11 protein-coding genes are annotated in these 13,486 nt (G+C 30.8%); 4 read left to right on the top strand and 7 right to left on the bottom strand.

Annotated features, from left to right (window positions below):
- The first annotated feature begins 31 nt into the window (after positions 1 to 31).
- Positions 32 to 418 (top strand): DUF983 domain-containing protein, encoded by a 387-nt coding sequence (locus ACN5J4_RS09455; protein WP_418649755.1) that lies wholly within the window; start codon positions 32 to 34, stop codon positions 416 to 418.
- On the opposite strand, the gene ACN5J4_RS09450 is transcribed toward ACN5J4_RS09455, so the two are convergent.
- The 7 genes from ACN5J4_RS09450 to topA all read right to left on the bottom strand — a co-directional run bounded on the left by ACN5J4_RS09450 (position 415) and on the right by topA (position 9,896).
- On the bottom strand, positions 415 to 1,464 hold the full coding sequence (locus tag ACN5J4_RS09450) for an NAD(P)/FAD-dependent oxidoreductase (RefSeq protein ID WP_418649754.1): 1,050 nt from the start codon (positions 1,462 to 1,464) through the stop codon (positions 415 to 417). The two genes, ACN5J4_RS09455 and ACN5J4_RS09450, sit on opposite strands and share 4 nt — an antisense overlap.
- Positions 1,465 to 1,544: 80 nt before the next feature.
- Positions 1,545 to 2,408, bottom strand: a complete 864-nt coding sequence (gldN, locus tag ACN5J4_RS09445) for a gliding motility protein GldN (protein ID WP_418649753.1) — start codon at positions 2,406 to 2,408, stop codon at positions 1,545 to 1,547.
- Positions 2,409 to 2,426: 18 nt separating this feature from the next.
- Positions 2,427 to 3,959 (bottom strand): gliding motility protein GldM, encoded by a 1,533-nt coding sequence (gldM, locus tag ACN5J4_RS09440; RefSeq protein ID WP_418649752.1) that lies wholly within the window; start codon positions 3,957 to 3,959, stop codon positions 2,427 to 2,429.
- Between the two features lie 46 nt (positions 3,960 to 4,005).
- Positions 4,006 to 4,656, bottom strand: coding sequence for a gliding motility protein GldL (gene gldL, locus ACN5J4_RS09435; protein ID WP_418649751.1), 651 nt, complete (start codon positions 4,654 to 4,656; stop codon positions 4,006 to 4,008).
- Between the two features lie 43 nt (positions 4,657 to 4,699).
- On the bottom strand, positions 4,700 to 6,079 hold the full coding sequence (gene gldK / locus ACN5J4_RS09430; RefSeq protein ID WP_418649750.1) for a gliding motility lipoprotein GldK: 1,380 nt from the start codon (positions 6,077 to 6,079) through the stop codon (positions 4,700 to 4,702).
- A 103-nt stretch (positions 6,080 to 6,182) separates the two neighbouring features.
- Entirely contained in the window at positions 6,183 to 7,343 is a 1,161-nt protein-coding gene (locus ACN5J4_RS09425) for a formimidoylglutamase (protein ID WP_418649749.1), read from the bottom strand.
- A 54-nt stretch (positions 7,344 to 7,397) separates the two neighbouring features.
- Positions 7,398 to 9,896 (bottom strand): type I DNA topoisomerase, encoded by a 2,499-nt coding sequence (gene topA, locus ACN5J4_RS09420; RefSeq protein ID WP_418649748.1) that lies wholly within the window; start codon positions 9,894 to 9,896, stop codon positions 7,398 to 7,400.
- A gap of 199 nt (positions 9,897 to 10,095) precedes the next feature.
- Between topA and miaB the strand changes: the two genes are divergently transcribed.
- The 3 genes from miaB (at position 10,096) to ACN5J4_RS09405 (ending at position 13,484) form a co-directional block, all read left to right on the top strand.
- On the top strand, positions 10,096 to 11,550 hold the full coding sequence (gene miaB, locus ACN5J4_RS09415) for a tRNA (N6-isopentenyl adenosine(37)-C2)-methylthiotransferase MiaB (protein ID WP_418651162.1): 1,455 nt from the start codon (positions 10,096 to 10,098) through the stop codon (positions 11,548 to 11,550).
- 142 nt (positions 11,551 to 11,692) lie between these two features.
- Positions 11,693 to 12,922, top strand: coding sequence for a sigma 54-interacting transcriptional regulator (locus ACN5J4_RS09410; RefSeq protein WP_418649747.1), 1,230 nt, complete (start codon positions 11,693 to 11,695; stop codon positions 12,920 to 12,922).
- A gap of 52 nt (positions 12,923 to 12,974) precedes the next feature.
- A complete protein-coding gene (locus tag ACN5J4_RS09405) occupies positions 12,975 to 13,484 on the top strand; it encodes an LptE family protein (protein ID WP_418649746.1) in 510 nt (169 codons plus the stop codon).
- Positions 13,485 to 13,486 lie beyond the last annotated feature (2 nt).

The raw sequence follows: 13,486 nt of genomic DNA, 5'->3' as shown, positions 1-13,486 counted from the left end.
AAATTTGTAAAGATGCAAAGCTACTTAAATTATGATTAAGAAAGGAACAAAGTTATACAGTGTTTTAAAAGCAAAATGCCCAAGGTGTCATGAAGGTGATTTTTTTAAATACAAAATGACATTAAATCCTAATAAAATCACACAATTACATGACAACTGTCCTAAATGTAATTTAAAATATATGATGGAACCTTCTTTTTTCTTTGGAGCTATGTATGTAAATTATGGATTAGCCGTTGCTCTATTTGTTGCCGTTTTTATTATAGCTAAACTTTTTATTGGCCTAACAATTTTACAAAGTTTTATAGCTATCATTGTAGTTTCTTTACTTCTTACACCTTTTACTTTACGTTTATCAAGAATTATTTGGATAAATATATTTATTTCATATGATAAAAATATCAAAAAAAATAATTAATATTTAAACCTTTTTATATCTGTATCAACATCTAGTTTTTCATTTTTTTCTAAGTGATTAAATAAATTTTCAGCAATTGTTGGCCCTATCATAACACCACGTGTTCCTAACCCATTTAAAACAACTAATTTATCATAATTTGGGTGAGTACCAATCATTGGTCTTCTATCACTTACTGTAGGCCTAATCCCAGCTGTATGACCTGTTATTCTGTAAGGTATAGTAATTACCTTTTTAAGCTTATCAATTAACTCTTGCTTAGCTTCATCTGTAGTATTACAAGTTTTATCTGTCCAATTAAAGGTAGCTCCAACTTTATAATGATCATTTCCTAAAGGCATAACAAAAACACTTGATTTTAATAAAAAATCAATATTGAGTTCTGGCGCATATATATTTATAGACTCCCCTTTTACTTCATTTAAAGGTAAATATTTAAAAAACGGATTTTTTACAATACCAAACCCTTCACAAAACACTATTCTAGTTGCTGTTATATTTTGATATTTAATAGATTTATCTGATATAATTAAATCATGATATTCAAATGATTCATTAATTAATCTACCCATTTTTTTTATATAATCTCTATAAGAATTTACAAGTAAAGTCGTATCAATTCTTCCGGTAGCAGTTAATTCTCCAAATCCAAAATTAGCAATAACACCTTTAATTTTAGTTTTACTAGTTTTTGGGTTCATATAATTCAATAATGTAGGTTTATCAAGAGCATTAAACCAATTATTTTCATCTCCAATACTTGTAAATGATTTTTTAATTGAAAATTTATAATCTAATGTTACATTTAGCTTCTCTTCTAAACTTTTATAAAAAGGCATAGCTTTTTGAATTTGCTCATGTCCCTTCCAGACTGCATTAAAACGTTTTAATATAACAGGGTTGTATACGCCTCCGGCAACTAACGAAGATGTTTGTGAATTATTCTCAAATACAATAAATGTTTTATTTTCTTTTAACAATTGCTCTACAAAAGCTATTCCTGCTAAACCTAAACCTACTATAATATAATCTACATTAATGCTCATAAGACAAAAGTAATGTTATTTATAATAACAAAAAAAAGAGCTTGCAAAGCAAGCCCTTTTTTTTGTTATTATAAATAAAATTAATAATTCCACATATCCATTTCACGATCACGAATACCTTCTTTAATTCTATCAGCTTCTAATAATTGAAATAATGAATTTCCTCGAACATAATCTTTGATAGACCTATCTCCGTAAATATTTTCCTCTTTTATAATTGTTGAATTAAATCTTCTTGCATTTAACAAATTATCATAAGACAAAGGCTGCGCAGAGTTTTTCGGATTGAAAACTTTTGAAGCATGTAATGTTTCTCTTGCATCTGGGAAAAACACCCAAAACAATTCATAAACACTTTCTTTATCATCAATACCCTCTACACCTAATACTTGAACATCAGGACCCATTGGTGCTAAAGCTAACATACGATATTTTAATTCTCCTTGACGTTTATCAAAATACCAAAGTCCTTTTAGCATATATCCTTTAATATCTGCTGACTGTACTGAATAAGGATCCATGTTACCATAACCATCATCACGCTCATTATAAGTCATAGATTTAATTTCGTCCATGCCTATTTTTGTTGTAAAATAAGAGTCACTATATACCTCCTTAATTTCACCATTATTTATACCTTTTAATAATGTATCAAATAATGAACGTCTTGTTAAACCTGCATTAGTTGTATCAATTGGATAATAATAAGGCAAATTGATTTTTTGATTTATATCAACATATTCCCACACCACTTTTGACCATAACACATCTCTATCGCTAATATAGCCATAAGGAAGAGGTTTATCGTCTTCTGATGCTATTTGGGCTTCAGATTTAAATCCAATCTCTTCAACCTTTTTAGAATTTAAGAGGTTAGCTTGAGCACCTGCATAACTTGTAGCAGCAAGAGCAAATAAAACCATATAAAAACGTTTCCAATTCATACTTTAAATTTTTACTTATTAATTTGTTATCTCTATGTTTACAGGTAACACTTTTTTAATCTTATAATTAGATCCTGAAACAGAAGCTTTTATATCAAAAATAGAAATAACATCGTTTCTTCTTGCTTTACCTAGTGCCTGTTTTGCTCTAGCAGATAAATTTGTTCCAATAACGGGAACTGTTACCTGTCCTGGAACTTTTATTTTAAAACTAGAGACATTCAATTTTAAATCAAATAAGAAATCAGGCAAACCTGCTGCAACGCTAATTCTAGCTAAACTTGCCTTAGGCATTTTCACAGTACCATATTGACCTCTTACCATACCAACAGCAGGTGGTATATCTTTAATTCTATACTTTTTAGGAGTACTAATTTTACCACCTCCTGGCAATGTTGCAGAAACTCTAATAGTTACTTCTGTTCCCTTACCTGGATTCATCATATATTTATCACCTTTAACTCTTCTTAAACCTGGAGCTGATGCTGAAACTTTGTTTCCTGATACACCTGGTACAGATATCGTTAATGGATTAGATAAACCACGGTAAACAACATTCATTTTATCAGCAGAAACAACTGCTTCATTTGGCTTAGGAATTACTGAGTAACCACCTAAAATAGGTATTGTAACAATAGAATCTCCTTGTTTAAATTGAAATTCTCCTTTTAACTCTTTATCACCAACAGAACCTGCAGGACCATCTAAAATAACTTGACCCGCTTTAATTTTATCTGCAGACATTTCTTCTCCATTTAAAATAACTTTTTCTGCAGTTAAATTTGGATCATTCTTACCTAAAACTATTTTACCTGATAATTTTTCACCTGGATAATAAGCGTTTTTATCAAAAACAACCATTGCATCATATTTACTCATAGATACTGCACTCTCTAACTCACCTTGTAATAAGGCTGTCAAAGCATCTGCTTCAGTAGTTTTAATATCAGCTTGTATTTGAGTTAATTTAGTCAATGATGCTATTAAAGGAAATCCTTCATAGTTATAACTCAACCAATTTTTGCTAATTCCGTCTTGTCCTTTAACATCACTTGTATTAAAACGAGCTGCGACGACACTTGATAATTCTGATTCTCCTAAAACAATTAAAGATTGTTCTCTAAACTGATTTACTTTATCTACAAACTCCTTACCTTTATCTGTAATTTTTCCACTTGCAAAGAAATATTGATCTAAAAACCCAGACTTATCCATCGACTCATAAGCTTTTTTATCTTCAATTTCAGTAGTCATTTGAGTTTTTAAATCTGCTATATACGCAAAAAACTCATCTGCCATACCTCTAAGCTTATCGGTTTTCTCTTTAGCTTCACCATATTGCTTTGCTTGCTCAGTTGCTTTTTGAGCTAAAGTTGCATATGATGCTTTGTTCTTTTCGGTTGCTCTAATATTAGATTCCGATAATTTTTCATTCATTAATCCAAATGCTGATAAAACTTCTTTACTCATATTCATTGCTAACATTGCAATAAATACAAGATACATTAAGTTTACCATCCTTTGCCTTGGTGACTGTTTTCCTCCTGCCATCTTTAATTAGTTTGTTTAGTTAATAAAAATTAGATAAACTAATTAATTATTTTGTTGACATTGCCGTTAACATTCCTCCATATACTCCATTTAAAGAAGATAAGTTAGTAGCTAATGATTGCATTTGTTCTTGTAATCTTTGAGAATTTTCAACTAAAGCTGAGTTTAAATCTGCTTGTTTACTTGCATTTTCAACTTGTGTTGTATATAATCCATTTAATGACTCTAATTTTGCAGCTGCCTTAGACATTTGCTCGTTATATTGATTTGTAGAAGATACAGTTGTTGATGTTGCTGTTAAACCTTCTGCTGCTCCTTGAAAATTCTTAATACTATTACCTAAACTAGATATTAAGTTTGCATCTAATTTAGCTTCTTTTAATATATTATCTAACTTTTGAGACAACATACTTTGAGCATCTTGAGGCGCTGCTTCTTTTCCTTTTTTACCTAATGATTCACCTCCTGCTAATTCAGGATATACTTTAGACCAATCTAACTCATCCTCTATTGGTTCAAATGCTGAGATTGCGAAAATGATTGCTTCTACAACTAAACCTAATGTTAACATAACTCCTCCGGTTAAAGGACCTATTTTAAAGTGCATAATTTTAAATAAAGCTCCTAGTATTACTACAGAGGCTCCTAAACCATACGCCATGTTAAAAATTTTCTTAGTTGATTTTGATTGTGCCATAATTTTTGTTTTTAGGGTTTATTATTATTGTTATTATATTTTTTTACTTACTTTTATTTGTACCTAAATAATCTTGTACAGTTCTAAAACCGATATAACTTCTTGCTGTATCTGCATATTCCCAATCACGCGAGCTTACCTCTAAAAAATAAGCTACATCTTTCCAAGAACCACCTCTAATAATTTTTCTGCGATTTTCTTTAATTTCTACATTTGGATTCATTGTTGACCCCATATAATAAGACATTTGATTGTATGCTGTGTTTGTCCACTCTGCAACATTTCCTGACATATTATACAATCCATACTCATTAGGATTAAAAGATACTGCTTCTACAGTATACAAAGCTCCATCTGCAGCATAATCTCCACGAACTGGCTTAAAGTTTGCTAAAAAACAACCTCTATCACTTGTTGTACTTGGCCCACCCCAAGGATATTTACCAAAATTCAAACCTCCTCTTGCTGCATATTCCCATTCTGCTTCTGTAGGTAACCTGAATGAAGGTACTAATCCTAATTTCTTTTTTGATCTTTGAAAATTATTTTTAGTTTGTGTTCTCCAATGACAAAATGCTTTTGCTTGATTCCATGTTACTCCAACTACAGGATAATTTTCATAAGCTTTATGAGCAAAATATTCTTGATGCATTGGATCATTATATGAATAGTTAAAGTCTTTAATCCAAACAGTAGTATCAGGATACACATTAATAACTTCATCTTTCATAAAATCTTTTCTATTTTTACCTGTTTTAGCAGCTTGTTCATTATCAAACCAATAATATCTATAGTTTAATAATTTAGTATTAAAAGTTCTAATTCCATTTAATGATTCGTCTTTTTTAATATACAAAGAATCCATTACCTCTACATAATCAGTATCTGGATACTCTTGTTGCTCCCAAACAAGCTCTTCTTGCCAATTTAATGGTTTCAAAGAGTCTAAACCCTCACCTAACTCATAATAATTTTCACGCATATATTTAGCATATGGTGATTCATTTACGGTATCTTTTGAGGCAAATGCATACAATTGAATACCTTGTGCATTTTTACCACCCCCTTCACCTTCTTCAATTCCTCCAGATGCAAATTCAGCTTGATAAGCTAATTTTGTCCTAGCAACAGAGTCTCTTACCCAAAACACAAATTGCTTATACTCACTGTTTGTTATTTCTGACTCATCCATGTAAAATGGCTGAACTGTAACTGTTTTTGTAGGCGCATTCATTGCTCCTAAAGGATCTTCATCTTGTTTCCCCATTGTAAAAGAACCTCCTGGAATTTTTGTCATTCCAAACGGTTTCTCTGCAAACCATTTTCTTTTTGACTTCTCTCCCACTAATTCACCTCTATCACCACTTGATCCACAAGCATAAACTAGAGACATTAACAATGTAAATATTACTATTTTCTTCATATTATTTCCTTTCTTATAAAAGAGGTCGTAAACCTATTATTTTTTTTATTAAAAAACAATTACGTATTATATTTTTTTTAAAAGAATTAAAAAAAATGTTTTTTTAAACAAGTTTTTGCAGTGCTTTATACCATCTATCAGGTATTTTTCTTTTTAAAGCTTGTTCATAATCTTTATAGTTACATGGTATTAACGCATGTCTTTTGTGTTTAGTATTTGAAATCAAATTTATTTCCATCCACCACCGTCCACTTTTATCACTTTTATAAAAGTTTATAGGATCATCATCATTTAATAAAACGGTAAATTTTTGATAATTATCCTTTGTTACAAAAGGATAATCTTTTGCTCTAGCATTAACCCCTTCTATAAAATACCAAATTATTTGAGCTATTAAGTCAGCTGTTTGATTATTGATGTCTAATATACTACTATATTCATAAATACCAAAAGAAGTTACTTTATCACTAATCCCCGCATATCTTGATATCGCACATATTTCCTCTCCATAAAAACCATTTACTGAAGCATTTTTATTAGCAGGTGCGTCACTTTGCCTTACACAACCAATATCAATACTAACTAAATCAGCATCTCGCATTATAGGCTCCACTAAAGTTACGTCTTTTACTTCACCTAACCTAAAGGTATCAAAATATAATTTATCAAGTAAGTCTATTTCCTGTTGTGAATTAAAGTAAGTTTGATAACCTATATTACTGTAATTAAACAAATTATTAGGTTGATCCATAATAATTTTACTTAAAAACGAACTAGATGACAATTTATCTTCTAAGGAACCTAAATTAAATCTACTGTCTACAGACACTAAATTTACAGTTTGTTCTAAAGAATCATAAGCTCTATAATTGGCATAAGTTATATCTTGACTTCCTCCAATTATTATTGGTATAATTTTTTTCTTTAGTAAAAACTCAATAGAAGAACTCACTGCGTAATAGGTATCATTAACCGTACTACCTTGCTCTATGTTTCCTAAATCTACTATTTTAGTATGCCAGTTACCTGGATACAATTGATATAGTTTTTTTCGAATATCTCCTAACTCATCCCCACACCCTTTATTATCAAGCGCTCCTCTTCCATCTTTAACACCTATAATAGCTATATCCACACTTGACAAATCAGGAAATCCTTTTTCAACAGTGTGTATAACTATATTTTTACCGAATGATGAGATAGTTTGTAAACCTATATGAGCTGTAAGGGTATCTTTTATAGGTTTAAAAAAACTGGAATTCATATTTTAACAAAGCTTTAAGGGTTTTGCAATATACTCTTTTTTATCAAAGTAATTTTATTTCTTTTTAAGAGGTTTCTTTTTTACTACTTTCTTTTTAATAGGCTTCTTTTTAGGTGTTTTTGCTTCTATCAACTTAACAGCTTCTTCTTTAGTCATTTTTTCAATCTCAGTGGTTTTAGGCAACTCTACTTTAACTTTACCCTTTATCACATTAAAACGTCCCCAACGAGCTTTTTCTACCCTAATTTCAACATCTTCCCAATTATGAAGTACTTTATCAATTTCTTTTTGCTTTTTAGCTTCAATTAACTCAACTATATCATCATCTGAAAGATTATCAAAATCGTATTTTTTATTTACATTGATAAAAATTGAATTCCATTTTAAAAAAGGGCCAAAACGTCCAACCCCTTTTTGAACAGGTAAATCTTCATAATAATAAATTGGTGCGTCTGCTTTTTGTTTGGCTACAATCAACTCTTGAGCTCTTGGTAAATCGACTTCCATAGGGTTTTCACCTTTATCTAAAGAAACAAACATTGCTCCAAATTTAATATAAGGCCCAAAACGTCCATTAGAAACAATCACCTCCTCCCCTTCATAAACACCTAAATTTTTAGGAAGTAAAAACAACTCTAATGCTTCTTCCATTGTTATAGTACCTAAGTGCTGGTCTTTATTTAAACTAGCAAACTGTTTTTCTTCATCTTCAGGTGCACCAATTTGTGCTATGGGTCCAAACTTACCTAAACGCACTAAAACTGTTTTACCAGATTCTGGATGCTTTCCTAAAATACGCTCCCCGCTTTCTCTCTCTGCATTTTCCTTAACATCTTCAACTGTTTTATGAAAGTTTGCATAAAAGCTCTTTATCATCTCTATCCAATTTTCAGTCCCTTCTGAAATATCATCAAAAGAATTTTCAACCCTAGCCGTAAAACCAAAATCTAAAATATTAGAGAAATTTGTAACTAAAAAATCATTTACAATGTTTCCTATATCTGTTGGAACTAATTTATTTTTATTAGAACCTGTTTTTTCTGTCAATAATTCACTTTTAATAACTCCGTTAGATAAAATCATTTGTTCATAACCTCGCTCTACCCCTTCATTTTCTCCTTTTTCAACATAACCTCTGCGTTGTACGGTAGAAATTGTTGGCGCATAAGTAGATGGTCTACCAATACCTAACTCTTCCAATTGTTTTACTAAAGATGCTTCTGTAAAACGATATGGAGGACTTGTAAAACGCTGGGTTGCATTTATAAAAATATACGCCAAGTTTTCGCCTGTTTTTAAGTTAGGTAACATACCTGCCTGCTCCTCATCTTCATTATCAGTTCCCTCTAAATATACCTTTAAGAAACCATCAAACTTTATCATTTCACCATTTGCGGTAAAAACCTTCTTATTATCTGTATTCTCAATTTTCACATTAGTTCGCTCTAATTGAGCATCACTCATTTGAGAAGCTAAAGTTCTTTTCCATATTAAATCGTATAACCTATTTTGATCATACTCACTATTAATGGTATGCGCTTTCATGTTAGTAGGTCGAATAGCTTCGTGAGCTTCCTGAGCTCCTTTTGCTTTCGTTTTAAAAACACGCTGTTTGCTATATTCTTTTCCGTAATAATTACTAATTTCTTCCTCAGCTGCATTACGAGCATCAACCGACAAGTTTACACTATCGGTTCTCATGTAAGTAATTAAACCAGCTTCATACAAACGCTGGGCTACTTGCATTGTTTTACCCACAGGAAATCCTAATTTTCTTGAAGCCTCCTGCTGTAATGTTGATGTTGTAAATGGAGCTGCTGGCGATTTTTTCGCTGGCTTTTTAGTTAAATCAGCTATTGAAAAATTAGCATTTGCACAAGATTTCAAAAATTCTTCGGCTAATTTTTTTGAATTAAAATTCTTAGGAATAGTTGCTTTAAATGTTTTTCCTTCACTATTAGAAAACTGTGCAACTACTTTGTAATGCGTTTCGGCTTTAAAGTCAAGAATACTTCGCTCTCTTTCAACAATTAAACGAACTGCAACAGACTGTACTCTACCTGCTGACAAACCTCCTTTTACTTTACGCCACAAAACCGGAGACAACTCATACCCAACAAGCCTATCTAAAACCCTACGTGCTTGTTGTGCATTTACCATATTATAATCAATATCTCTTGGATTATCAACTGCTTTTAAAATAGCATTCTTAGTAATCTCATGAAAAACAATACGTTTTGTATTTTCATCTTTTAATTTTAATTGCTCTTTTAAATGCCAGGCTATCGCCTCCCCCTCTCGATCCTCATCACTTGCTAACCAAACAGTATCAGCTTTTTTAGCCAAGGCTTTCAATTTTTTTACTACTGGCTTTTTATCATCAGAAACAATGTATTTTGGACTAAAATCTCCGTCAACATCAATTCCTAATTCCTTCGATGGTAAATCTGCAATATGACCATAACTTGATTCTACTTGAAAGTCTTTCCCTAGAAATTTCTCAATCGTCTTTGCCTTTGCAGGTGACTCAACTATAACTAAATTTTTTGCCATATATCTGTTCAATTATCTCTTTTTACACCATATACATAATGATGTTTTGAATTTGCAAAAGTAGAATGTTTTTTTTAAAAAAAAATGTTTTGTTTAACTTTAGCATTAAAAACTACCATAAAGCAGTTGTAAATTTCTGCCAATTTGTCACTAAAATTATCTTTTTGGTTGTATATTTGCAATCATTTTTATTATGAATATGGAACACACTGAGAAGGTTATAGATGAAAAAGTACAAGGACAAGCCCTTGTTACTGAAAACAAAAAAGAGAATACCAAAAAATTATTTATAGAAAGTTATGGTTGTCAAATGAACATGAACGACAGCGAAATTGTAGCTTCTATTTTAGCTAAACAAGGTTTTAACACCACACAAAACTTAGAAGATGCTGACTTAGTTTTGGTAAACACCTGTTCTATTAGAGAAAAAGCAGAAACAACAATTCGTAAACGTTTACAAAAATACAATGCTGTTAAAAAAGTAAATCCGAATATGAAAGTGGGGGTTTTAGGATGTATGGCAGAACGTTTAAAAGAAAAATTTTTAGAAGAAGAAAAAATTGTTGATTTGGTTGTTGGGCCAGATGCTTATAGAGATTTACCTAATTTATTAGAAGAAATTGATGCAGGCAGAGATGCTATAAATGTAATTCTTTCTAAAGAAGAAACCTACGGAGATGTTGCTCCTGTTCGTTTAAACTCAAACGGTGTATCTGCTTTTGTATCTATTACTAGAGGCTGCGACAATATGTGTACTTTTTGTGTAGTTCCGTTTACTCGTGGACGCGAAAGAAGTAGAGATCCGAAAAGTGTTTTAGAAGAAATTAGATCAATGCACGATCAAAATTTTAAAGAAATTACCTTACTAGGACAAAATGTAGATAGCTACTTATGGTATGGTGGTGGATTAAAAAAAGACTTTAATAAAGCTACTGAAATGGCACAAGCTACAGCAGTAGATTTTGCCCAACTATTAGACATGGCGGCTACAGAATTTCCTAAAATGAGATTTCGCTTTGCTACATCTAACCCTCAAGACATGAGTCTAGATGTAATTTACACCATGGCAAAACATAAAAATATTTGTAAATATCTTCACTTACCTGTTCAAAGTGGAAGCAACAATATGTTAAAAGCCATGAATCGTCAGCATACTAGAGAGGAATACATGGAACTTGTTGATAATATTTTTAAAATAATTCCAGAAATGTCTTTATCACAAGATATGATAACAGGTTTTTGTGGCGAAACAGAACAAGATCATTTAGACACTTTAGATTTAATGAATTATGTAAAATATGATTTTGGATTTATGTTTGCCTACTCTGAAAGACCTGGAACTTTGGCTGCTAAAAAAATGCCTGATGATGTTCCTTTTCCTATAAAGAAAAGACGTTTACAAGAAATTATAGACCTACAACAAAAACATAGTTTATATAGAACTCAACAACATTTAGGTAAAATTGAAGAATTTTTAATTGAAGGAACTTCTAAAAAAAACCCTAATGAATGGAAAGCTAGAAATACACAAAACACTGTAATTGTTTTTTCTAAAGGCAATTATAAGCTAGGTGATTTTGTAAATGTAAGAGTAGAAGATTGTACTTCTGCTACACTCAAAGGAACTGCCATCGGATATTCTGATAATAATTAAAAAATGCCAAGTTATTAAGTTTATAAAACGTAAAAAGCTGCAGGCGTTTTATATTCTACTGCTTTTTATGGCTGTTAAAATTTAAAAAAAATTATTTCTAAAACTAACAACTACTTATCTAAAAACCTCTGAAACAATAAAAATGGAAAACTTACAGGCTATAAAACAACGTTTTGGTATTATTGGTAACGACACACAACTAAATCGTGCTATTGAAAAATCAATTCGGGTAGCTCCTACTGACATTTCGGTTTTGGTTATAGGAGAAAGTGGTGTAGGTAAAGAAAGTATTCCTAAAATTATTCATCAATTATCACACAGAAAACACGCTAAGTATATTGCTGTAAACTGTGGTGCTATTCCTGAAGGAACTATTGACAGTGAACTTTTTGGCCATGAAAAAGGAGCTTTTACAGGTGCAACAGCATCACGTAAAGGTTATTTTGAAGTTGCAGATGGAGGTACTGTTTTTTTAGACGAAGTTGGTGAACTACCACTAACAACACAAGTGCGCTTATTAAGAGTTTTAGAAAATGGTGAGTTTATCAAAGTAGGGTCATCACAAGTACAAAAAACAAATGTTCGTATAGTTGCTGCTACTAATGTTAATATGCAACAAGCAATCTCAAAAGAAAAGTTTAGAGAAGATTTATATTATAGATTAAGCACCATTGAAATTGACTTACCTCCTCTACGTGATAGAAATGAAGATATTCATTTATTATTTAGAAAATTTGCTTCTGATTTTGCTCAAAAATATAGAATGCCTACCATTCGCTTAGAAGATGATGCTATAAAAATACTATTAAACTATCGTTTTCCTGGAAATATTCGTCAATTAAGAAACTTAGCTGAACAAATTTCTGTTGTTGAAGAAAGCCGTGTAATAAGTGCAGAAAGATTAATTCAATACCTTCCTAAAAACAAAGGGAACTTACCAGCTGTTATAGGAAAACAATCAAATAACTCTGATTTTGCAAACGAGCGAGATATTATGTATAAAATTTTATTTGACATGCGTAATGATATCAATGATTTAAAAAAATTAACATTAGATTTAATGCAAAATGGAAATTCAGACCAGGTTAAAGAAAAAAATCACGGTTTAATAGAACGGATATATCAAGAGCAAGAACAACCTGAAAACGAAAATATTGAAGTTGTTCAAATTCCGAAATCATCAGCTACTCAAAATAATTATGAATATGCTGAAACTATTGAAGAAGATGAAAATTTATCATTACAAGAAAAGGAAATTGAAATGATTCGTAAATCGTTAGAAAAAAACAGTAATAAACGTAAATTAGCAGCTAAAGAACTAGGTATTTCTGAACGAACTTTATACCGAAAAATTAAACAATACGATTTATAAAAACACTACTTTTAATAACAACCAGCATTAAAAGTATTAATATTTTTAAGTTATGAAAAAACAAGTATTCTTTATATTATTCACTATCACATCAGTTCTTATATTAATAAGTTGTGGTGCGTATTCATTTACAGGAGGAAATACAGGTAGTGCAAAAACTATTCAGATTGATTTTTTTCCTAATCAAGCGCCTTTAATAGAACCTACTTTAAGTCAAAAATTTACCCAAAACTTACAAGATTTATTTACACGTCAAACAAACCTAACCCTTGTTAACAGTAATGGTGAATTACATTTTTATGGAGAAATAGTTGATTACAGAATTACACCTATGAGTGCTACTGCTAACCAAACAGCCGCTCAAAATAGATTAACAGTAACTGTAAATGTAGTTTTTGAAAATAAATTAGAAGAAAAAGATAATTTTGAAAAGCGTTTTTCTTTTTACTATGATTATGGTGCTACACAACAATTAACTGGAGCTATATTAGAAACAGCTTTAGATGGTATTTTAGAAAGAATAACACAAGATATTTTCAATGCTTCAGTAGCTAAATGGTAAAT

The organism is Tenacibaculum aestuariivivum, assembly GCF_964507685.1.
GTDB lineage: Bacteria > Bacteroidota > Bacteroidia > Flavobacteriales > Flavobacteriaceae > Polaribacter > Polaribacter aestuariivivum.
Note: the sequence above shows the minus strand (reverse complement) of the source record. Positions and strands in the feature narration are given on the sequence as shown.